The sequence below is a fragment of the Deinococcus marmoris genome (genome assembly GCF_001949125.1).
GTDB classification, from domain to species: domain Bacteria; phylum Deinococcota; class Deinococci; order Deinococcales; family Deinococcaceae; genus Deinococcus; species Deinococcus marmoris_A.
In genome coordinates this window covers 1-21632 of the sequence record NZ_MSTI01000164.1, presented here as the reverse complement: position 1 = coordinate 21632, position 21632 = coordinate 1, and the positions used below count along the sequence as shown (strand labels likewise).

Genomic DNA, 21632 nt, shown 5'->3' with positions numbered 1-21632 from the left:
CAGGGCGGCAAGACGGCTCGGTTCACACACGATCAGGTCTTCAGTTCTGCTTGACCTCGGCCAGCAGCTTGCCCAGCTTCTCGGTGTCGGCGGCGAAGCCCCTGATGCCTTCATAGAGCTTCTCGCCCGCCATCGCGTTGCTGGCGAGACTGTAGCGGAACTGCGCCTCGGTGAGCATGTCCTCGGTCTCGTGGCCCATCTTCTCGTCCAGCCGGACTTCCAGCTTGCCGGTGTCTTCGGACAGTTCGCCCAGCAGTTGCGGGCTGATGGTCAGGCGGTCACACCCGGCCAGGGCTTCCACCTGCGCGGCGCTGCGGAAGGACGCGCCCATGATGATCGTTTCGTAGCCGTGAGACTTGAAGTGGTGGTAGATCTCGCGCACCGACAGCACGCCGGGGTCTTCATCGACGGGGTAATCCTTGGTGCCGGTGGATTTCTTGTACCAGTCGGTAATCCGGCCCACGAAGGGCGAGATCAGGTACGCCCCGGCCTGGGCGCTGGCAATCGCCTGCTCGATGTTGAACAGCAGGGTCATGTTGCAGCGGATGCCCTCTTTTTGCAGGATGCGCGCCGCCTCGACGCCTTCCCAGGTGGAGGCCAGCTTGATCAGGATACGGTCCTTGCCCACGCCGCCCTCCTCGTACAGGGCGATCAGGTGGCGGGCGCGGGCCAGCAGGGCGTCCTGGTCGAAGGACAGGCGGGCGTCCACTTCCGTGGAGACGTTGCCGGGGACGATCTTGGTCAGCTCGGTGCCGACGCGGACGGTCAGTTTGTCGATCACGTCGTCCACGCTTTCGCCCGCCTTCAGCCAGCCGCGCGCCTCGTCCATCAGGCCCTGATAGCCCTCCATCTGCGAGGCTTTGAGGATCAGCGACGGGTTGGTGGTGCAGTCCTGCGGCTCGTACTTCTTGATGGCCTCAATGTCGCCGGTATCCGCGACAACGACGGTCACGGCCTTGAGCTGTTCGAGTTTGTCGGTTCCGACTGCGGTCTGGGTAGGATTCATGGTGGACCTCCGTGGAGAAAGGGGAATTTCAGTTCAGCGCACCCTGAAGGGAACGCGCCATCGTTTGCAGTATGAGCGCTGGAAGGGTGCGGCTGGCCGGGGCATCGTCTAGCTGACTGACTGTCTGACTGGCCGCGACCATCCGGTCCAGGCACACGGCGAAGGGTTGCCCATCCTGCGCCGCCTCGCGGTAGGCGTTGCGGGCCGCAATCAGGGTGTCGATCAGTTGCCGACGGGCCGGGCTGGTGTCGCCCACGGTCTGCACGGAATCCAGCCCGGCGGTCAGCGCCTCGCCGAAGTTCTCGCGGTCCACCGTGTCTGCGCCCTGAAGTGCCCCGGCCATCGCCAGAAAAACATTGCCGTACAGCGGCGCTTCCAGGTTGTCGGTGCTTCCGGTGAGCGTCAGGCCCAGGTCTTCCAGCGCGCCGCCCACTTCAGGCGGGCCAGGGCGGGCGGCCATGCGCCCACGGGCCAGAGAAAATGCCTGTCCCAGCGCCAGTCCAGGCTGTGCAGCGACCTCATCGATCAGCATCTGAACCATGCCGACGGCCTGCGCGGTGGGCACGCTCTGTTTGGATGTCATGCGGTTCCTCCATTGGCCGGAAGCTGGAAAAACATAGGGCGGTTCCGGCGCATCTCGCCCCCAGCTTAACGCCGGGGCGGCGGGCGCAACATTGTCAATCCTTTGTGAATCCGCCGTGTTCCCCAATCCACCACGCGCCGTTCCCGGCCCCTTACAGCCCCCACACCAGCGCGATCATCGGTGCGCCCACCGCCACCACGATAATTTCCATCGGCAGGCCCACCTTCCAGTAATCGCTGAATTTATAGCCCCCCGGCCCCATGACCAGCGTATTGCTCTGGTGCCCGATGGGGGTCAGGAAGGCGCTGCTGGCCGCCACCGCCACGGCGATCAGAAAGGCGTCCGGGTTGGCGTCCAGCCCCTGCGCGATCTTGATGGCAATCGGCGCGGTGATCAGCGCGGCGGCGGCGTTGTTGATGATGTCCGACAGGTTCATGGTCAGGATCATGACCACCACCAGCACGGCCATCGTCGGCCAGCCACTGGTGAGGCCCAGCAAGGTCTCGGCGATCAGATTCGCGCCCCCAGTGCTGGACAGCGCCGCGCCCACCGGGATCAGGGTGGCCAGCAGCACCAGGATAGGCCACTCGATGCTCTCGTACACGTCGCGCAGGTTGATCAGGCGCAGCAGCAGCATCAGGGTGGCGGCGGCGGTGAAGGACACGGCCACCGGCAGCAGGTTCAGAGTGGCGGCCAGAATGGCAACCAGGAAAATGCCGCCGGTCAGCAGCATCTTGCGGGTCTGCCCGGCGGGCACCATGTCCAGCGCCCGCTCGCGCAAGGGCAGGCAGCCCAGGGTGCTGAGTGCTTCGTCGATGGAGGTGCGCGGACCATGCACCAGCAGCACGTCCCCGGCCTTGAATTTAGCGTTGACCAGCCGCTCGCGCAGGCGCTGGCCCTGGCGCGAGACCGCGATCAGGTTGATGTTGAAGCGCTGGCGCAGGCGCAGGCTGACTGCGCTCTGGCCCACGATGGGCGACAGCGCCGTGACCACCACTTCGGCCAGCGTCACGTCGTCGGAGGCCAGTTGCTCGGGGGTGATGGTCTCGTTGCCCACCAGGGTCAGTTGGCCGTCCTCCACCAGCTCGGTCAGCTTGGCGGCGGTGGCCTCCACGATCAGCACGTCGTCTGCTTGAAGCACCGTGAACGGCGTGGGAAAGGGGCGCTGCGATTCGCCGCGCACCAGAGAGACCACCTGCACGCCCTCCACCTTCCCCAGGTCCATCACGCGCTGCCCGGCCAGCGGACTCCCGTTCGGCAGGCGCACCTCGGTCATGTAGTCGGCCATGCGGTACAGGTCCGCGCGGTTCTCGCCGGACACCCGCTGGGGCAGCAGCCGCCAGCCTAAAAAGGCCAGATACAGCACGCCCGCCGCCGCCACCGCCACGCCCACCGGGGTAAAGCTGAACATGTTGTACGCCTCGCCCAGCAGGTCGCGGCGCAGGTTGGAGATGATCAGGTTGGGCGGCGTACCGATCAGGGTGGTCATGCCGCCCAGCAGCGAGGCGAAGGCCAGCGGCATCAGCAGCGTGCTGGCCGATCTGCCCGCGCGGTTTGCCAGGGTGATCGCCACCGGCAGCATGATCGCCAGCGCGCCCACGTTGTTCATGATCGAGCTGAGAAAGGCCACCACGGCGCACATCGCCAGCACCTGCACGGTCATGTTGGTGCCCACCCGCCCCAGCCCGCGCACCAGCACATTGACCAGCCCGGTCTTTTGCAGCGCCTGACTGATCACCAGCACGGCGGCCACCGTGATCACGGCGGGTTCGGAAAAGCCCTTGAAGGCATCGTTGCCCTTGACCACGCCGGTCAGCGTGAGCGTGAGCAGCGCCAGCATGCCCACCACGTCGTAGCGCCATTTGCCCCACACGAACAGCACCAGCGCACCGAACAGGGTGGCAAATACAAGCAGTTGCGGGGTGGTCATGGGCGCAACCGGGGAGAACTTCGGAGGCTGGAAACGGGGTGGGCTAGCGTGGGCATAGGCTGCGCGCATTCTAGGGGTGGGGTTGGGGGACGGCACGTTTGGGTGGGGTTTAGAGAGGCGGTGGGGCTGGTTTTTGGGGTAGCTGTCTGCGGTTTAACCCCTCTGCTTCGCAGCTCTGCGAGTCCGCCCCTCCGGGGCACCTCCCCTTGGAAGGGAGGCAAGGGTCGAGAATTGACCGTGCAGCGGCGCTCCTTGGCTCCCTTTTGAGGGGAGCTGGCTGCGAAGCAGACTGAGGGGTTTCTTTGACGTCTGCACCTGCGGGTATGCTGTGATTTAGGCATAGTTTCACCGGGCTGAACACCCTTTTACCCAGGCTGTCCGTCTCTCTTTTGGTCAACGCAGCCTTTTGTTTTGAGAAGTTGAGGTTGTGGGCAGGGCGTGCCCGCGCCGGGCCTCTGGCGTTAGAATCTGCCATATGGCAGGTCACAGCAAATGGTCCCAGATCAAGCGCAAGAAAGGCGCGAACGACAAGAAGCGCAGCGCGATGTACAGCAAGCACATCCGCGCCATCGGGGCGGCAGTCCGCAGCGGCGGCGGCGGCGATCCGGCAGGCAATCTGTCTCTGAAAAATGCGATTGCAGCAGCCAAGACCGACACCGTGCCGATAGACAACATTGAAAACGCCGTTAAACGGGCGTTGGGCGCGGAAGCCGGGGCCGCCGAATTCAAGGAAGTGACCTACGAGGGCTACGGCCCCGGCGGCACGGCCATCTTCATCGAGGCGCTGACCGACAACGTCAACCGCACCGTGGCCGATATTCGCGCCGTGTTCAACAAGCGCGGCGGGTCCTTGGGCACCAGCGGCAGCGTGGCGTGGCAGTTCGAGAAAAAAGGCGTGCTGCTGCTGCGCGACACCGCCGAAGCCGTGCAGGAAATCGCCATCGAGAACGGCGCGGAGGACATTCAGGAATCTGAGGAAGGGCTGGAAATCAGCACCGGCCCCGCCGATCTGTACGCCGTGCAGGAGGCCCTGAGCGGCGCGGGCTACGAGATCGAGAACGCGGCCCTGACCATGATTCCCAACGTGCTGGTCACCGTGGAGGGCGACGACGTCCGCAAACTGCTGGTCATCATCGATGCGCTGGAAGAACTGGACGACGTGCAGAACGTCTATTCCAACGCCGACATGCCAGAGGATGAAGAAGAGGAATAACCGAGGCCCCGCCGGAGCGCAGGCGTAGACTGGTCCCAGATCGTTTCCAGGCTTACAGATCGCTGGCAAGCACAGGAACGAACGGCGCGGTGCCGCCCGCAGTTTCCGGCCCCCGCCCCCGTCTTCTTTGAGACTGCGCCGGGGGAGAAACATGCCCAACAGAGCCGTGTCGGTGCTGGAATTCGTGACGGCGGTGCAGGCCAGTGTGGCCCAGGACTTTGGGAAGGAAAGCGGCGATCCCAGCGCGCTGGTGGTGCAGCACATCGAGCTGGAGCTGAAGACGGTGCTGTCACAGCAAGCGGGCGGCGGCTTCGAGTGGAAGCTGATCACGGTAGAGGGCCAGGAAACCAGCGCCCAGACCCAGACCCTCTCGCTGTGCTGGGAGCGGAGGCCCGTGCAAAAAAGCTTTGCCCCGGAGTCGCTGCCCGTGGACCTGCCGTATCAGCTCATCGCGGGCATCAACGCCCTGCGAATCGGGGCCGGGGCGTGGGAACAGCTTTCGGGTCAACTGCCGTTCCGCTCGGTGGGCGGCCAACTGGTCTTTGCAGTGGCGGTCAAGGAAGACGGCAGCCTGTACATCGGCAAAATCGGCGGCGGCGCGGGCGAGGAGCGCATGCATACCGTCACGCTGAAACTGGCCCCGCTGGCCTGAATCGCTATAGCACCAGCGCCCGCGCGTTGCCGCCCAACTTGTCCCAGAGCGTGAAGGCCGCGCGTGCGCCGGGGCGAATGTGGCCCTCGTCTTCCCAGCCCGCCGCCATCGCGGGGCCGCGCGTGTGCGCCCACAGCACGTCCTCCACGGTCATGGCCTCGGCGGGGGCCAGCCGTCCCCCGCTGTCGTCCACGCGGGTGATCGCGGCGGCAAAACTGGCGCGTGGATCGGGGGCCGCCACCGGGGCGTCGCTGCCGAAGGCCAGAATCGCCCCGGCGTCCATCAGGGATTTGAAGGCGTAACTGCCGTCTGCCAGATGCGGCATCAGTTCGCGGATCATGGGCGCGTCGGCCTGAAGATGGATGGGCTGCACGCTGCACACGAAGCCTCTGTGGCGCGGAATGTCCTCCGGGCGCAGGTGCTGGGAATGCTCGATTCTCAGGCGGATGCCCTTTGCCTCGGCGGCGGCGCGCAAGTCGTCGTAGACGTTCAGCACCTCAGTGTTGGCCCGGTCCCCGATGGCGTGGGTCACGGGAGTCAGGCCCAGGGCGATGGCTTCCAGACCGCGCTCGCGGATCAGTTCAGGGGGGTCCAGCGCGATCCCGGTACCGGAACCGTCGGCGAAACCGGGCGCGTGCAGCCAGGCGGTGCGGCTACCCAGCGCGCCGTCCGCAAAGAATTTGACGCCGCCCCACTGGAACAGTCCGCTGCCGCCAGAGCCGATGCCCAGTTCGCGGGCCGCGTCCAGCCGGGTGTGTGGCAGGCAGGCCCAGATTCTCAGCGGCAGCTCGCCACGCGCCGCCAGTATCTGGATGGCGCGGGGGGCATCGGGCGATTCGTAGGCCATCGTGTGTGTGCTGACATACCCACGACTGGCCAGATCGTCGGCCCCGGCCTTCGCTGCCTTCAGATACTCGGCCTCGCTGGGCGCGGGCATCACGGCAGAGACCAGCCCGCTGGCCTGTTCCAGCAGGCAGCCCAGGGGGCGCACGATCTGGCCGCCCTCTGGATCGAGGGTTTCCGCCGTGATTCCGGCGGCGCGCAGGCCAGCGCTGTTCACCCAGGTCATATGCAGATCGCGCGAGAAAAGTTGCACCGGGTGATGGGGGCTGACCTCGTCCAGCAGGGCCGCCGTGGGGTAGCCGTTCAGTCCCAGTTCCGAGAGCAGAAAGCCGCCGCCGCGAATCCAGGTTCCGGCGGGGGTGTTCATCGCCACCTGCGCCACCCGGGCCTGCACCTCGGAGACGCTGCGTGCGCCGTGCAGGTTGATCTGCGACAGCGAGAACCCGTAGGCCACCAGATGCGTGTGGGCGTCGCACAGCCCCGGCGTCAGGAGCAGGTCACGGTGATCGAGGACTTCGGCGCGCAGGGTCAGCGCCCGCAGGTCCGCCGCCTCGCCCACCGCCAGCACGCGTCCGCCGCCCACCAACACGGCCTCGGCACGCGGCATGGCGCGGTCCTGGGTGATGACCTGGGCCTGGATGATGGTCATGGGTTGGGTCATGGTCCGCAGACTAGTACACGGAACCGGGAGACGGAAACGCGGGCCGTCCCGCGCCACCCGGACGACTGACAGCGCATCCCACAGCCGTTTGTCAGGCAGGACCGGACTGTCTGGGCAGCAGCACAGCCAGGGTCATCCGCAGATCAGGCCATGCACTCCGGGCATGAGGTCGCGTGTTTTTGTCCTCCCATTCGATTAAAACCGCCTCTACCGATCCCCACCGATGAAGCTTTGTCGCCCTTCGCCCATGCTTCCCTCACCCTTCTGTTAGAATCGCCCATATGCCCCGGATTCTCGTGGTGGATGACGACGCCGCCATCCTCAAACTCGTCAGCGTGATCCTCAGCCGCGCCGGGCATGAGGTGCGCACAAGCAACCATCCCGTGGAGGCGCTGGAACTCCTCAAGGTCTTTACCCCGGATCTGGTGATCAGCGACGTGGTGATGCCGTACATGACGGGTCTGGAATTCCTGGAAAAGATGCGTGAACACGAGCATCTCTCGGCCATTCCCTTCATGCTCCTGAGCAGCCACGCCGAGCGCGGCGACGTGCGCCGGGGCATGAACCTGGGCGCGGATGACTACCTGCCCAAGCCGTTTACCCCGCAGGACCTGACCGTGGCCATCGACGCCCGCTTGCGCCGCGCGGGCCTGAACGTGCAGGCCGAGGGCGGCATGCAGGCCAAGGCGCTGGGCACCGCGCAGGTGGTCTGGCAGGGCGGGGCGGTGTCGTGGGTCAGCCGCAAGGCGCTGGAACTGTTTTTCTTTTTATTGGAACACAAGGAAGTCACCAGTTGGGAAGCCGCCGAGGCGCTGTGGCCCGAGAAAGACGAGGCCCGCGCCAGTTCGCTGTTCCATACCACCCTGCACCGCCTGCGCCGCAGCCTGAGCAGCGAAACCGTGGTCAGTGCCAACCGCCGCTACGCGCTGGCCGGTGACCTGAATCCCGAATACGACGTGTACCGCTTTGAACTGCTGGCCACACAGGCCGAACACGGCAGCCTGGGCCTGGAAGAAATGCGCGAGCTGACCAGCCAGTACGGCACCTTTCTGCCCGGCGCAGACAGCCCCTGGGTGGACGACGTGCGCTCCCGGCTGGAGCAAAAGCAGATGAGCGTCCTCAGTCTGGCCGCCCGCGCCGCCACCGAGGCAGGCAAATCCAAGGACGCTGCCCAGTTCCACCAGCGTGCCCTGGCCATCGATCCCATGAGCGAGCTGGACTGGCAGGGCCTGGCCCGCGCCCTGGACACCATCGGCGATCCGCGCGCGCGCCTGGCCGCCCAGCGCGAGGCGTGGTGGGCCGTCGATCTGGACTGAGAGTGCCGATCTGAAATGACAGTGCCGATCTGGATCGAGAGGCCCGTGCCCTCAAGCAGCTACGAGGCCGTGAGGCTGTTCCAGATTCTGGGCTGAACGTTCATCTCCACGCATCGCGAGAAGATCCCAAAAAGAATATTTAGAATAGGTTAACGCCCTGGTCTGTTTCCTAAAAAACATGCAGTGGGCGCTGGCAACTTGCCCCGTTGGCGTGCCCCCACTGCAATCCCAGGCTGTCGGCGGTACTTTTTCGGGTGTCACTCCAGCTTCTGCACAGGTTTCCGTGCTTTTCTCCCCCCCCTGACTGGGGGGCGCTTTTCACGGCTGAGAAGCACCACAAAAACATTAAGTTTGTAAGAATGCCGGTGCTAGACTTCTGACGTGCCTTTTCCCAGCCTCTGGTCTTATTTGCTGCTGCTACTGGGAACCGGGACCGTGGGTTACGCGTCATACGGTCACTATCCGGGTCTGATGGCCGGTGCGGGCGTGCTGCTCATCATCGGGGCCTGGTCCCTGGGCATGACCTGGCGCTGGGCAGCGCTGCTGCTCTACGTGGTGGCCTTTGTGGCCTCGTTTGTATTGCCGGGCCACACCGCGACGGTGCAGGAGTTGCTGGGCGCACTGCTGGTCATCGGCGGCCTGGGCTACATCATCCTGCGCGAACAGGGCACCGAACGGGAACTGGAGTGGCAGCGCAACACCGTGGTGGCGCTGCGCAACGGCAGCGAGCGGCTGGCCGAGGCCCGCGACGAGCAGGCCATCATCCGCGCCGGGATCGGCATCCTGAGTACGCTGAAGGTTGCGCCCAATCTGGCCTTCGTGGCCTACCGCCAGGGCACGCCGTACATCCTGGCCGCCAAGGGGGCCTACGAGGCCCTGCTGGAGCGCCCGATCCACCCCAGCCACAACGACAGCCGCAGCGTCCAGGCAGACCACTGGGTGGCCGAGGAAGCGCTGGACCTGCTGAAAAAGCCGCAGCGCCGCCGTTACCATGTCGCCCCGGTCTACGGGCGGGCCTCCAACCACCTGGGCGTGCTGATCCTGACCCGCAACACCGACGTGGACTTCGATGAGGAAGAAACCTCGGTGGTGGCCTCCTTCGCCCGACTGCTGGGCGCGCAACTGGGGCAACTGAGCGCCATCCGCGAACTGCGTGACGCCAACGACCTGACCCTGCGCTCGCTGGGCGCGGCCCTGGAACGCCGCGACGACGACACCGGGGGACACACCACCCGCGTGGTCAGCATGAGCCTGCGTCTGGCCCGCCGCCTGGGCTGGGACGAGGAACAGGTGCGGGCGCTGCGCTGGGGCGCGTACCTGCACGACCTGGGCAAGCTGGCCATTCCCGATCAGATCCTGCACAAGCGCGGGCCGCTGGACCCCGGCGAACGGCAGGTCATCCAGACCCACACCACCATCGGCTACGAGATGCTTCAGGACCTGCACTTCCTGCCCGCCGAGACGCTGGATCTGGTGCGCTACCACCACGAGCGCTGGGACGGCACCGGCTATCCGGCCAGCCTGCGCGGCCAGAACATCCCCGAAACGGCCCGCGTCTTCTCGATTGTCGACGTGTACGACGCACTGACCAACGCCCGTCCCTACAAGCTCGCCTGGACCCGCGAACGCGCCATGGCCGAGATTCGTGCCCAGGCCGGGCGGCAGTTCGACCCGCAGTACGTGGACGCCTTCCTGCGCATGATGGCCGAGCAGGACGACGCCGTGATCGTGAGCTGAGCCTGCCCTCTCCACCATCTGACTGAGCTGGCCTGACCGAGCTGGCCGAAAAATCAGGACTGAGCGGAAGACTCCAGCGCGTCCACATCCGCCCGCGTGGGTGCGTAGGCCCCGGCATGGGCGCAGGCGGCGGCAGCGGCTTTCAGGCCCAGCGCCAGATGTTCGGTCCACAGCGCGTCCGGGCGTTCGGTGGCCGAGACCAGCAGGCCCGCACACAGCGCGTCGCCCGCGCCCACCGTGTCAGCCACCTGCACGGGAAAGGCAGGCAAGTCGGCCCGGCCCGCCGCGTGGTACAGGCTGGCCCCCGCCGAGCCGCGCGTGATGACAATGGGCGCGCGCGGATTCCAGCCACGCAGGGTTTGCAGCGCCCCGGCCTCCGAGGTGCCGGGGAAGAAGAAGCCCAGATCCTCGTCGCTGAACTTCAGCAGGTCCGAGTTGCGGGCCACGCGCTCCATCACCGCCGGGTAATCGGGGTGGCTGTGGGTGATGCGGGCGTTGGGGTCAAAGCTGATCTTCACGCCAGCCGCGCGGGCCTGCCTGACTAGGGCCAGCAGCGTGTCGGCCAGCGGCCAGCGGCTCAGGCTGATGCCGCCCACATGCAGCCATCTGACGGACTGAAGCCAGCCTTCGGGGAGTTTGGCGGGGTCAAAGTGCAGATCGGCGCTGTTCTCGCCCAGGAAGCGGTAGGCGGGCGGGTTGGCGCTGTACACCACGGCCATCAGCGTGGGGGCGGGCACCCGTTGCAGAAAGCGCAGGTCCAGCCCGGCCTGTTCCGAGGCGCTGAACAGATCGTCCCCGAAGTTGTCCTGGCCCACCGCCCCGGCAAAGGCGCTGGGCACACCCAGGGCAGCGCAGGCCCGCGCCACGTTCCAGCCCGCTCCGCCCGGATGCGCCGTCCAGGCCAGTCCCCCGGCAGTTACGAGGTCAGTCAGGGCTTCTCCGGCGCTTACGATCAGTGGGAGTGGCATAGGTGATTGCGAGGCTAGCGCGGTTGCGTGGGCCAGGGGTCTAAAGGTCTAAGGGTCTGAGGGTGGGCGGCGCAGGGGAGCGGTCAGCGGCGAGCAGTTCAGATGCCCGGCGAGAGCCAGAAATTCCGCGTCGTGGGCGGGATTGGTCCAGGCGGGCGATTGGACGAGGAGCAGCGAATCCACTTCACTCGGCGGGGGTAGCGGCAGAGCGCGGCTCAGCGTTACGCGGTCCAGCAGTTCCGGGGGCAGCAGAGGCAGCAGTTCGGCGCGGGTGCGGTCCAGATCGGAGCCTTCCGCGACAGGCAATTCGGCGTGCCACTGCGGATACAAACAGGTGTACTGGCGAATCAGGCCCGCGCGCAGGCCCAGGCCCGCCCAGTTGCCGGGGCGCACGCGCGTGGCATCCCCGCTGAAGCTGGCGAGGTCATGGTGGGAATCCACGTTCAGCACGTCTCTCCCTGGAAACTGTTCCAACCACGCCCAGGCGTCGGCATGACTCAGGGCGACAAAGGCGGGAACTCCAGCGTATTGCTCCAACGCCTGCCAGCCGGGATACAGGGGAAAATCCTCCGCCAGCGCGGCCCACTCTCCCCCACCCCGTTTCTGGGCACGCTCTCGCCATGCTTCCAGACGGTCCTGTTCACGGTCACGGGTTCCCCAGATGGGCGCGTCAAAGACAAACTCGCGCGTGCCGGAATAGGCGTCCCAGTCGATGCTAAGGAGCATGGGACCAGCAGCGGAGCGCGGTGCATGGAAAGGAATTTCTGACGACTATCAGCAGACTCAAACGCCCCCCCAGCGCATCTCCAGGTACGCGGGCCGGGGCCGGTAGCCCAGGCGTTCGTTCAGCGCCAGCATGGGAAGGTTGGTATCGGCGTTGCCGGTCCAGACCTCACGGACGCCCATGCTCTGGGCCAGCCGTAACGTCCCCAGCTTCAGCGCCAGCGCCAGCCCGCGCCGCCGCCACGCCCGCCGCGTTCCCATCAGGCCGGTGTCCAGCCGTGCCGGGTCCGTCCCCTTGCGTTCCAACTCCGACAGCGCCACCACCTCACCCGCGTCCGTGACGGCCAGCAGGATGCCTTCGGGAAAGAAGTGGGGGGCGTTCAGCAGATGGTCACGGAAGCTCTCCAGGCTATGCGGTGTGGGCGGCGAGGAGCGCGGCACGTCCTCGCGGACCTCAGCAAAGGCGGCGTGGAAGGCGGCAATCGCGGCGTCCATGCCCACCTCTACCGCCAGTTCGGCCAGCGAAACGGCGCGCAGACCGTCCGGGAGTCTGGCTTCCTCTGCCCAGGCCGAAGCGTCAAAGTCGGTCAGTTGCAGCACGTTGTCAAAGGAACGCAGCGCCCCGGAGAATCCACGCCGGGTCAGGAACGCCACCGCCCAGGGTTGATCCTCGTATGCACCGGACAGGAGTTCACGCGCCCCGCGCCCCCGCAGATGCCCTTCCAGCACCCCGGCCAGCGCCCCACCCACGCCGCGCCGCCCGTGCTGCGGGGGCACCAGCACCTCGGCCCAGTAGCGGTCCGGGTGATAGATACCGGGGAGTTGCAGCGCCAGTGCCACACCCAGCGCCACGCCGCCTTCCTCGGCCAGCCACTGCGCCACATGCAGCCCCAGCGGGTGGCCGCGCAACTCGCCTACCTCATGTGCCCACCTTTGCGGCGTGACCGGGTGGCGCGGAATGGCCCCGCTCATCAACTCAGCCAGAACTGGAACATCAGCGTCGGTGGCGGGGCGGACGGTGACGCTCACACGTCTTCCAGTTTCAGTTCGTAGCGGTAGCGGGTGGAGGTCCGTTTAAAGCCCAGCGCCGTGTTCATGCCGATCATGGCGACGTTGGGCGGATCGTTGAAAGTGCGGATCTCGCCGCCGCCCGCCGCGTTCAGGCCGCGCATGGCCGCCACCTTCAGCGCCTTCGCCATGCCCTTGCCCCGGTCCCCGCGCTTGACCCCGGTCATGCCGATGTAATAGAAGCCGGACGGATTGCGCCCCAGCGTGCTGTAGCCGATGTATGGACCGGTCAGCGGGTCATTCAGGCCAGGGCGAACGGCGACGAAGGAGAGGTCCGGGGCCAGCGTGGGGTCTTCCAACTCCTGCTTGACCCAGGCTTCCAGCGGGCGCTTGGTGAGGGTCATGCCCATCGGCACGTCCTGAAACAGTTCCCAGTCCAGTTCGTAGAGCCAGCGGTTGCGCTCTGGCTCGTTCGCCAGTTCAGTCAGAGAGCGGAATTCCACGCCGTCTGCGGCGACAGAGGCCAGCAGAGCGTCAAATCTGGCGAGGTCCACATCCGCCGTGTTCAGGCGCGATTCATAGCGTTCCCAGGCCGCTATATAGCCGCGTTTCTCCAGAAAGGCCCGGCCCGGCGCGTCGTTGGCCTCGTCGCTGGACATGGTTCGTATTTCACGCGCCCCCCGTTCCTTGACCTGTCGCAGCAATTCGTCGTGCAGGGCTGTGCCGATGCCCTGTCCACGAAAATCCGGGTGAACCCCCATCTGACCGCCGTAACGCCATTCCTCGAAGGCAGCGTCGTCGTGGCCGATACCGCCTGCGCCCACGACACGCCCGCCCTGCTCGGCCAGCACCTCGGTGTAAAACAATGCCGGATCACGCGCCTCGTCCCAGCTCTGGAGCAGTTCGGGCGTGAGCGGCCAGGACGGATTGCTGGCGTTCAGCACGTCTGCCACGGCAGCGTAATCCTGGGGTTTGCGGAACTCCCGCAGCGTGAAGTTCCGTGGCGTGAAAGGGGTCATGTTGGCATTGTGACCTGGCCCGATTCCGCCACGCATCCGCCAGCACGCTTATGCTGCGGGGCATGACAGACGCACGGATGAAGTTCCTGATCATCGTTCCCCACCCCGACGACGAGGTCTACGGCGCGTCCGGCACGCTGATGAACCTGCTGGAGGAGGGCCACCGCTGCGGTCTGGTCACCCTGACGCGCGGCGAGGCGGGCCGCACGCTGGGGCTGGCCGAGGGGCCGGAGGAACTGGCCCGCATGCGGGAAGTGGAGCTGGCCGCCTGCCTGGAAGTGATCGGCCTGACCACCACGCCCGGCAGTGTCCACGAGCAGCACACCTTTCCCGACAAGTACCTGAAAGACCAGCCGTTAGAGGCGCTGATCGAGGTGGCCCGCGAGGCCATGACCCGCCACAGGCCCGAAACCGTGCTGACCTTTCCGCCCAACGGCAGCAACGGCCACCCGGACCATGTGACCACCCACCGCGCCGTGAAAGCCGCCTGGGACGCCTTGCCGGAGAATGATCGCCCCGTACTGTGGTACTACGCCAGCGACACCCCGCCAGAGAACGAGGATCTGCTGGCCGAGTGGCTGCCGCCGAACATCCGCCATGACGTGGCGTCGCGGGTGGTCCGCAAATTGCAGGCCATCGCTTGCCACCGCACCCAGGCCCTGAGTACCGTGGACTTTATCCGCAAGGTGCCGGAGCGGATCGTGCTGGAAACGTTTTACGCCGTGGAGTGAGGGAGAGGGCAGGACTGCGCTGTCTGAAGGCCGAAATGCCTGAACGCCACAGGCAATGAATCACGCCCCACATCCCCCATAGTGTCCGGCACGCCCGGACGCCCGGCCCCCCACTCGGCTACCATTTCAGGGTGACCCAGACCCCCGATAGCCCGCCAGAACCGACGCTGAGGCGCACGCCGCTGCACGCCGCCCACCTGCGGGCCGGGGCGCGGATGGTGCCCTTCGGCGGCTGGGATATGCCCGTGCAGTACGCGGGCCTCAAGGCCGAACATGACGCCGTTCGCAACAGCGCAGGGATGTTCGACGTGTCGCACATGGGCGAATTTCGCGCGACTGGCCCCGGTGCGCTGGCCTTCTTGCAGGGCGTGACCACCAACGACGTGAGCAAACTGCGCCCCGGACGCGCCCATTACAACTGGCTGCCGGGCGAGGCGGGCGGCCTGATCGACGACATCTACATCTACATGGTGGCCCCCGACGAATACCTGCTGGTGGTCAACGCCGGGAACATCGACAAGGACTGGGCGCATCTTCAGAAGCATCTGGCGGGCCATGACCTGACGCTGTCCAACGAGTCGGACCAGTGGGCGCTGCTGGCCGTGCAGGGGCCGAAGACGCTGGAATTGCTCCAGCCGTTCAGCGACACCGATCTGGCCGCCAAGAAGAAGAACGCGTACTTCGCGGCCAAATTGTTCGGCTTTGACGTGATGCTGGCCCGCACTGGCTATACGGGCGAGGACGGCTTTGAGGTCTTCGTGGGTGCCTCCCAGGCCGAGACGCTGTGGGACAAGTTGCTGGAAGCAGGCATTGCCCCGGCTGGCCTGGGCGCACGCGACACGCTGCGGCTGGAGGCGGGGTTCCCGCTGTACGGCCACGAGTTTTCCGACACCATCCACCCGTTGAGCAGCAGCTACGGCTGGGTGGTCAAGGACAAGGAACACCTGGGCCGCGCCCACATCACCGCCGCGCCGCAGCAGAAGCTGATCGGGCTGAAACTGGAGCGCGTACCCGTGCGCGAGGGCTATCCGGTGTACGCGGACGGCGTGCAAGTCGGTACCGTCACCAGCGGCAGCAGCAGCCCCACGCTGGGCCACCCGATTGCAATGGCGCTGGTGGACGCCGCCCACGCCGAGAGCGAGAGCTTTGAAGTTGAGGTGCGCGGCAAGCGGCACCCCGCCACGCGCATGGCCCTGCCCTTTTACCGGGGCGCGTAACAAGACTGCACGTTCCCCCGCCTACAGTCCTTCCCCCCATTCCACAGGAGAATCAACCATGAATACCCCCTCTGAACTGAAGTACGCCGCCTCGCACGAGTGGCTTTCCCCCGACGGCACCGTGGGCATCTCCGACTTCGCGCAGGATCAACTGGGCGACGTGGTGTACGTGGAACTGCCCGAGGTGGGCCGCGAGGTCACGGCGGGTGACACCATTGCCGTGGTGGAATCGGTCAAGACCGCCAGCGACATCTACGCCCCCGCCAGCGGCACGATTACCGCCGTCAACGAAGAGCTGAGCGGCAGCCCCGAGAAGGTCAACGAGTCGCCCTATGAGAACGGCTGGCTGTTCAAGATGGACGTGACCGAGGTAGGGGCGGATTTGATGGACGCCGAGCAGTACGCGGAGACGGCTGAGTAAGAGCAGTTTCTAGGGGTTGATTGGGCGCTGCGGCCTGCACGGTGGCCCCCCCCCTCTGCTTCGCAGCTCTGCGAGTCCCAGCCTCCCCCACGAGGGGAGCTAAAAGGCTGAGTATCTGAATATCTTTTCTCCCTCCCTCTTTATGGGGGAGGGCCGGGGAGGGGGTTAACCGAAGCGTCCCGCCCGGCCAACGGTTTGCCCTTTCCCCCTCTCTTTTTCCCTTCAAGGAGTCTCCGATGACCCGTCCCCCATCCAAATCAACACTGGCCGAACTGCTGAACACCAACGATTTCACCCGCCGCCATATTGGCCCCACCGCCGCCGAGCAGGTCCAGATGCTGGAGAGCCTGGGTGTGGGCAGCCTAGATGAGCTGATCAAGACCACGCTGCCGGAGGCCATCCAGTTTCACGGCGAGCTGACGGCGGGGCCGGGCGTGACCGAGGCGCAGGCGCTGGCCGACTTGAAGGCCGTGGCGCAGAAGAACAAGGTGTTCCGCAGCTACATCGGGATGGGGTACGCGGGGACGCACACGCCGGGGGTCATCGGGCGCAACATGCTGGAGAATCCGGGGTGGTACACGGCCTACACGCCGTATCAGGCCGAGATCTCGCAGGGGCGGCTGGAAATGCTGCTCAACTTTCAGCAGATGGTGATGGACCTGACCGGAATGCCCGTCTCCAACGCCAGCCTGCTGGACGAGGCGACGGCGGCGGCGGAAGCGATGACGTTGGCGAAGCGCAGCGGCAAGAGCAAGGGCAACGTGTTCTTCGTGGCCGACGACGTTCACCCGCAGACGCTGGCCGTGATCCAGACGCGGGCGGAATACTTCGGGTTTGAGATCGTGACGGGCAAACTGTCCGGCGAGTTGCCCGAGGGCGTGTTCGGCGTGCTGGCACAGTCTCCCGGCACGCACGGTGAACTGCATGATCTGTCGCCCGTGGCCGAGAAGGTTCACGCGGCGGGGGCGGCACTGATCGTCGCCACCGATCTGCTGGCCTGCGCCCTGGTGACACCTCCCGGCGAGCAGGGCGCGGACATCGTGGTGGGCAGCGCCCAGCGTTTTGGCGTGCCGATGGGCTTCGGCGGGCCGCACGCGGCGTTCCTGGCGTGCCAGAAGGGCTTTGAGCGTTCCATGCCGGGCCGCGTGATCGGCGTGAGCAAGGACAGCAAGGGCAAGGTGGCCCTGCGGATGGCGATGCAGACGCGCGAACAGCACATCCGGCGCGAGAAGGCCACCTCCAACATCTGCACGGCGCAGGCGCTGCTGGCGAACATGGCCGCCGCGTATGCCGTGTACCACGGGCAGGAGGGCATTCGCACCATTGCCGAGCGCACGCACCGCATGGCCGGAATCGTGGCGAAGGCGCTGAATGATGCGGGCATGACCGTCAACGACAGCTTCTTTGACACGCTGAGCTTTGAGGGCGACGCGGCGGCCATCCGGGAGCGGGCGGAGGCGCGGGGCATCAACTTCCGGTATGGCGGCGGGCGCATCGGCCTCACGCTGGATGAGACGGTCACGGTGGCGGACCTCTCCGACATTATTGAGGCGATCACCGGCAACGCGGTGGACGTGCTGGCACTGGATTCGGGGGCGGTGAGCGGTATTCCCGCCAACCTGGGGCGAAGCTCCGAGTACCTGACGCACCCCACGTTCAACACGCACCACAGCGAACACGGGATGCTGCGGTATCTCAAGACGCTGGAGAACAAGGATTACAGCCTGACGCACGGCATGATTCCGCTGGGCAGTTGCACCATGAAGCTGAACGCCACCGCCGAGATGATCCCGGTGACGTGGCCCGAATTTGGGCAGTTGCACCCGTTTGCGCCCGCCGATCAGACCGAGGGCTACGCGCAGATGCTGACCGAGCTGGAAGGCTGGCTGGCCGACATCACCGGCTACGACGCCGTGAGCCTGCAACCCAACAGCGGCGCACAGGGCGAGTACGCGGGCCTGCTGACCATTCGCAAGTACCACGAGAGCAACAATGAGGGCCACCGCACCGTCTGCCTGATTCCGGCCAGCGCACACGGCACCAACCCCGCCAGCGCGGCCATGATGGGCATGAGCGTGGTGGTGGTCAAGACCGACGCCGAGGGCAACATTGACTTCGCGGATTTGCAGGCCAAGGCCGAGCAGCACAGCGAGAATCTGGGCGCGCTGATGATCACCTACCCCAGCACGCATGGCGTCTACGAGGCCAATGTGACCGAAGTCTGTGACCTGATCCACCAGCACGGCGGGCAGGTGTATCTGGACGGCGCAAACATGAACGCGCTGGTGGGCGTGGCCAAGCCGGGGCTGATCGGCAGCGACGTGAGCCACCTGAACCTGCACAAGACCTTCGCCATTCCGCACGGCGGCGGCGGGCCGGGCATGGGGCCGATTGGGGTCAAGGCGCATCTGGCTCCCTTTTTGCCCAACCACTCGGTTATTCCCACGGGTGACAGCCACACCGGGGCCGTGAGCGCCGCGCCGTATGGCAGCGCCAGCATTCTGCCGATCTCGTACCTGTACATCCGGCTGCTGGGCGCGAAGGGCCTGCGCGAAAGCACCGGCGTGGCGCTGCTGAACGCCAATTACATCGCGCAGCAACTGGACGGCGCGTACCCGATTCTGTACACCGGGCAGGCCGGGCGGATCGCGCACGAGTGCATCATTGATATCCGGCCCCTCAAGGCCAGCAGCGGCATTGGCGAGGAAGACATTGCCAAGCGGCTGATGGACTACGGCTTCCACGCCCCCACCATGAGTTTCCCGGTTCCCGGCACGCTGATGATTGAACCCACCGAATCCGAGCCGAAGGCGGAGCTGGACCGCTTTATCGCCGCCATGCTGGGCATCCGCCGCGAGATTCAGGAGGTTCAGGACGGGCTGATCAAGGCCGAGGACAGCCCGCTGAAGCACGCGCCACACACGCAGGAAGACCTGCTGGCCGAGGACTGGAACCGGGCCTACAGCCGCGAAGTGGGGGCCTTCCCCACCGCCGCGCAGAAGCAGTGGAAATACTGGCCCGCCGTGAACCGGGTGGACAACGTGTACGGCGACAGAAACTTCGTGTGTAGCTGCCCGCCAATGGAGGAGTGGGTGGGGGCTTGAGATTTAAATCTTCACAACTTGAAACAAGATTAAACTCGCTGCGGAGACAAAGAGAAGACTAATCATCGCTGAGTTCATTATTCGCAGTTCATGGAAGTCTCTTCTGCGCAGAAACCAGCATAAAAACTTTGTTAAATAGAAGGAAAATGGAAAAACAAGAGTGGAAATTATGGGCAGGAGAATGATAGAAACAATTGCATTTGTTTTTAAAAAAGCATTACTGTCAACAGTAGGATAATCCAAATACTCCCCTACCAGTCCGTAGATTCTCAATCCGCTTCCGAAAATCGCATTTACCGTCACGCCTTCTACTTGAACTTGTCTGACAAATGCCACAAGGAAGGGGATGCCGAGTAAGATCAGCCATATGAATATGTGACCCATAAAGATAAAGGCAGGTGAGGGGCGCTCAGAGCTTGCCGCGAATCGGGGAGGTTCTATCCAAGTGAATCTGGACGTGACCAGGGTGGAGATCGTACTTCCCGCCACCCCGAGAGCCAGATTTCCCAGAAAGCCAAAAAAGTCATCTGCACTCATTTACATAATGTATCATTTTTTTACGTCAATAACATGTTTTAAGGATAGATAGGATTCTGGGACTGTGCTTTGTAATACTCCACGTCCCCTGGCTTCAGCTCAGGCACGCGCGAACTTGGCTGGCGTGGACTTGGGGGGAGTTGAGGGGTGGGGCTAGGGGTTGGGGTCTTCCGTCGGCAATTCGCTCAGATCACCCAGGTCTTTCGGCCTGCCGCTGGCGACTTTGTTGGCCCTCAGATGGCGCAGGCTGATGACTGGCACGCTCAGCCCCTCCAGCTCAACGGTTTCGCGCTCGGCGTAGGCTTCGGCAAAGTCCACGCCGCTGATCCTGTTCAGCACTTCCAGGCGCATGGGCGGCACACCCATACGAACGATCTTGCCCGGCTGGAACAGCGCAGCCTCCACGCTGCCCACGCCAAACTCGTGGTAAGCCGCGACGAGTTTTTGAATATTGCTGGCCTCCAGATCAATAAAAAAATCCATGTCGCCCGTGGTTCGCACGAAGCCGTAAAGGTTGACGGCGTAGCCACCGATCAGCAGATACCGAACCTCAAAGGTGTTCAACAAGCTCAGGAATTCTCTGAAGTCGGGTGGTAGCTGGATCGTAGCCATAGTGAATTTGCCTCAGCAGTTCCAGTGCTTCCAGACGCTCGGCGGGCGGACGGGTCAGCCAGAAATGCCAGTCCTCCTGAACGTCGTCCAGGGTGGTGACTTCAATGGCCTGGCGGTTCATTCTGGCGGTCTGAACGCTCATGGAGACAGTGTATCAAGCTGGTTGAGGAGATTCGGGGGCGGGGTCTACTTTGGGGGCTTTGGCCGCCCGCTCTCGCAGACAGTCCTCGTGTCCATGCTCCTTGAGCCACCATTCAATTGCCACCATCACTGCCGCTTCCGGCGTGGCCTTTCCCGTCAGAAGCATCAACTGCCGCACGATCTCGTCTGGAATCTGCACGGTGGTCATGCGTCAGTTTAGCGGTTGCCCCTGTGCCAGCAAGGGAGGCGAGCCGTCCACGGCTAAACTACACCCATGCCCATTGCCATAGACCCGGAAATTAACGGCGGCAAGCCCACCGTGAGCGGCACCCGGATCAGCGTTCAAACTGTGCTGGGCCACCTGAGCGCCGGAGACAGCATTCAGGATGTGCTGGACGCCTACCCCCGGCTGGGGCGTGAGGATGTGCTGGCGTGCCTGGAGTACGCGGCAGTTTCGCCTTAACTGCTACTCCGGGAACCAGTCTTCCAGCTCCAGCCCTGGCACCCGCGCAAACTCGCCCGTATTGTTGGTGACCAGCGTGACGCCTGCGCTCAGGGCGTGCGCCGCGATTTGCAGGTCAAGGGGGCCAATGGTCTGGCCTGTGGCTTGAAGGCGGGCGCGAAGATCGCCGTATACCCAGGCTGCCGCCTCATCAAAGGGCAGAATCATCAGGTCAAGCAGAAATTCTTGTAGGGTTTCGCGCGTGCCTTTGCGGACGCTTTTGGCCGCGCCGTAAGCCAGCTCCGCCACCGTGACGCTGCTCACGGCAATATCCCCGATTTGATAGCGGCGGAACACCTGCGCGACATGCGGCTGCTTCCTGTTGATGATGTAAATACAGGTGTTGGTGTCCAGAAAATGCGTGGGGCTAGACATGGCCTAGAACTCGCCCCAGTCGCGTTCCTGCGTTTCCGGCTGCTCGCGCTCAAGCTGCACGTCGAACTTCTCCACGGCAGCCAGCAGGTTTTTCCACCCGTTGTTGCGTGGAAGCAGCAACACGCCGTCGCCCACGCGCTTGATGATGACCTCATCGCCCTCAAAACGGTATTCCTTGGGCAAGCGCACGGCCTGACTGCGCCCGGTCTGAAACAGCTTGGCGGTCCTAGTGGGGGCGGGCAGATGCTTGGTCATGGTGTCTCCTGGTAGGTATCAGGAGTATATACCGGGTAAAGTCGTCAGCCAGGGCCAGAGCCACCCTGCAAGCCCACC

At 64.9% G+C, this 21632-nt stretch carries 23 protein-coding genes; 9 read left to right on the top strand and 14 right to left on the bottom strand.

Features of this window, described 5'->3' with window-relative positions:
- Positions 1-40: 40 nt before the first annotated feature.
- From tal to BOO71_RS23795, 3 genes are all read right to left on the bottom strand, one after another.
- Complete coding sequence (gene tal / locus BOO71_RS23805; protein ID WP_075836741.1) at positions 41-1006, bottom strand: transaldolase; 966 nt, start codon at positions 1004-1006, stop codon at positions 41-43.
- Positions 1007-1034: 28 nt separating this feature from the next.
- A complete protein-coding gene (locus BOO71_RS23800) occupies positions 1035-1589 on the bottom strand; it encodes a DAK2 domain-containing protein (RefSeq protein ID WP_075836740.1) in 555 nt (184 codons plus the stop codon).
- Between the two features lie 151 nt (positions 1590-1740).
- Complete coding sequence (locus BOO71_RS23795; protein ID WP_075836739.1) at positions 1741-3519, bottom strand: SLC13 family permease; 1779 nt, start codon at positions 3517-3519, stop codon at positions 1741-1743.
- Between the two features lie 475 nt (positions 3520-3994).
- On the opposite strand from BOO71_RS23795, the gene BOO71_RS23790 reads away from it, so the two are divergent.
- A complete protein-coding gene (locus tag BOO71_RS23790) occupies positions 3995-4732 on the top strand; it encodes a YebC/PmpR family DNA-binding transcriptional regulator (protein WP_075836738.1) in 738 nt (245 codons plus the stop codon).
- 151 nt (positions 4733-4883) lie between these two features.
- Positions 4884-5384, top strand: coding sequence for a trypco2 family protein (locus BOO71_RS23785; protein WP_075836737.1), 501 nt, complete (start codon positions 4884-4886; stop codon positions 5382-5384).
- A 4-nt stretch (positions 5385-5388) separates the two neighbouring features.
- Here the strand turns inward: BOO71_RS23785 and BOO71_RS23780 are convergent, their stop codons facing one another.
- Positions 5389-6888: an amidohydrolase gene (locus tag BOO71_RS23780; protein WP_075836736.1), complete on the bottom strand. Its 1500-nt coding sequence runs from the start codon at positions 6886-6888 to the stop codon at positions 5389-5391.
- 281 nt (positions 6889-7169) lie between these two features.
- Between BOO71_RS23780 and BOO71_RS23775 the strand changes: the two genes are divergently transcribed.
- Positions 7170-8204, top strand: a complete 1035-nt coding sequence (locus BOO71_RS23775) for a response regulator (RefSeq protein ID WP_075836735.1) — start codon at positions 7170-7172, stop codon at positions 8202-8204.
- A gap of 381 nt (positions 8205-8585) precedes the next feature.
- Positions 8586-9941 (top strand): HD-GYP domain-containing protein, encoded by a 1356-nt coding sequence (locus BOO71_RS23770; protein WP_368482894.1) that lies wholly within the window; start codon positions 8586-8588, stop codon positions 9939-9941.
- A gap of 53 nt (positions 9942-9994) precedes the next feature.
- Here BOO71_RS23770 and BOO71_RS23765 read toward each other — a convergent pair whose 3' ends face one another.
- From BOO71_RS23765 to BOO71_RS23750, 4 genes are read right to left on the bottom strand one after another with little or no spacing between them, the layout of a single operon-like run.
- Complete coding sequence (locus tag BOO71_RS23765; protein ID WP_075836734.1) at positions 9995-10909, bottom strand: carbohydrate kinase family protein; 915 nt, start codon at positions 10907-10909, stop codon at positions 9995-9997.
- Between the two features lie 48 nt (positions 10910-10957).
- Complete coding sequence (locus BOO71_RS23760; protein WP_075836733.1) at positions 10958-11635, bottom strand: arginase; 678 nt, start codon at positions 11633-11635, stop codon at positions 10958-10960.
- Between the two features lie 57 nt (positions 11636-11692).
- The gene (locus BOO71_RS23755) at positions 11693-12661 is read right to left on the bottom strand and encodes a GNAT family N-acetyltransferase (protein WP_075836732.1); all 969 of its coding nucleotides are present in this window, start codon (positions 12659-12661) and stop codon (positions 11693-11695) included.
- The gene (locus BOO71_RS23750; RefSeq protein ID WP_075836780.1) at positions 12658-13659 is read right to left on the bottom strand and encodes a GNAT family N-acetyltransferase; all 1002 of its coding nucleotides are present in this window, start codon (positions 13657-13659) and stop codon (positions 12658-12660) included. Before BOO71_RS23750 ends, BOO71_RS23755 begins: the two co-directional genes overlap by 4 nt.
- 62 nt (positions 13660-13721) lie before the next feature.
- Here BOO71_RS23750 and BOO71_RS23745 point away from each other — a divergent pair, with 62 nt between their 5' ends.
- The 4 genes from BOO71_RS23745 to gcvP all read left to right on the top strand — a co-directional run bounded on the left by BOO71_RS23745 (position 13722) and on the right by gcvP (position 19132).
- Positions 13722-14390, top strand: coding sequence for a PIG-L deacetylase family protein (locus BOO71_RS23745; RefSeq protein WP_175607524.1), 669 nt, complete (start codon positions 13722-13724; stop codon positions 14388-14390).
- 131 nt (positions 14391-14521) lie between these two features.
- Positions 14522-15607 carry a glycine cleavage system aminomethyltransferase GcvT gene (gene gcvT, locus BOO71_RS23740; RefSeq protein WP_075836730.1) on the top strand — a complete coding sequence of 362 codons (1086 nt, stop codon included), beginning with the start codon at positions 14522-14524 and terminating at the stop codon, positions 15605-15607.
- Positions 15608-15665: 58 nt separating this feature from the next.
- Positions 15666-16028, top strand: coding sequence for a glycine cleavage system protein GcvH (gene gcvH, locus BOO71_RS23735; protein WP_075836729.1), 363 nt, complete (start codon positions 15666-15668; stop codon positions 16026-16028).
- Positions 16029-16264: 236 nt separating this feature from the next.
- On the top strand, positions 16265-19132 hold the full coding sequence (gcvP, locus tag BOO71_RS23730) for an aminomethyl-transferring glycine dehydrogenase (protein ID WP_075836728.1): 2868 nt from the start codon (positions 16265-16267) through the stop codon (positions 19130-19132).
- A gap of 3 nt (positions 19133-19135) precedes the next feature.
- On the opposite strand, the gene BOO71_RS27390 is transcribed toward gcvP, so the two are convergent.
- From BOO71_RS27390 to BOO71_RS23715, 4 genes are all read right to left on the bottom strand, one after another.
- Positions 19136-19669 carry a hypothetical protein gene (locus tag BOO71_RS27390; RefSeq protein ID WP_139323167.1) on the bottom strand — a complete coding sequence of 178 codons (534 nt, stop codon included), beginning with the start codon at positions 19667-19669 and terminating at the stop codon, positions 19136-19138.
- Positions 19670-19822: 153 nt separating this feature from the next.
- On the bottom strand, positions 19823-20236 hold the full coding sequence (locus BOO71_RS23725; RefSeq protein ID WP_175607523.1) for a DUF6036 family nucleotidyltransferase: 414 nt from the start codon (positions 20234-20236) through the stop codon (positions 19823-19825).
- Positions 20220-20423, bottom strand: coding sequence for a hypothetical protein (locus BOO71_RS23720; protein WP_075836726.1), 204 nt, complete (start codon positions 20421-20423; stop codon positions 20220-20222). Before BOO71_RS23720 ends, BOO71_RS23725 begins: the two co-directional genes overlap by 17 nt.
- 12 nt (positions 20424-20435) lie before the next feature.
- Positions 20436-20630 carry a hypothetical protein gene (locus BOO71_RS23715; RefSeq protein WP_075836725.1) on the bottom strand — a complete coding sequence of 65 codons (195 nt, stop codon included), beginning with the start codon at positions 20628-20630 and terminating at the stop codon, positions 20436-20438.
- A 66-nt stretch (positions 20631-20696) separates the two neighbouring features.
- On the opposite strand from BOO71_RS23715, the gene BOO71_RS23710 reads away from it, so the two are divergent.
- Entirely contained in the window at positions 20697-20885 is a 189-nt protein-coding gene (locus tag BOO71_RS23710) for a DUF433 domain-containing protein (protein WP_075836724.1), read from the top strand.
- A 3-nt stretch (positions 20886-20888) separates the two neighbouring features.
- Here BOO71_RS23710 and vapC read toward each other — a convergent pair whose 3' ends face one another.
- The gene (vapC, locus tag BOO71_RS23705) at positions 20889-21299 is read right to left on the bottom strand and encodes a type II toxin-antitoxin system tRNA(fMet)-specific endonuclease VapC (protein ID WP_075836723.1); all 411 of its coding nucleotides are present in this window, start codon (positions 21297-21299) and stop codon (positions 20889-20891) included.
- A 3-nt stretch (positions 21300-21302) separates the two neighbouring features.
- Positions 21303-21554, bottom strand: a complete 252-nt coding sequence (locus BOO71_RS23700) for an antitoxin (RefSeq protein WP_075836722.1) — start codon at positions 21552-21554, stop codon at positions 21303-21305.
- Between the last annotated feature and the right edge of the window lie 78 nt (positions 21555-21632).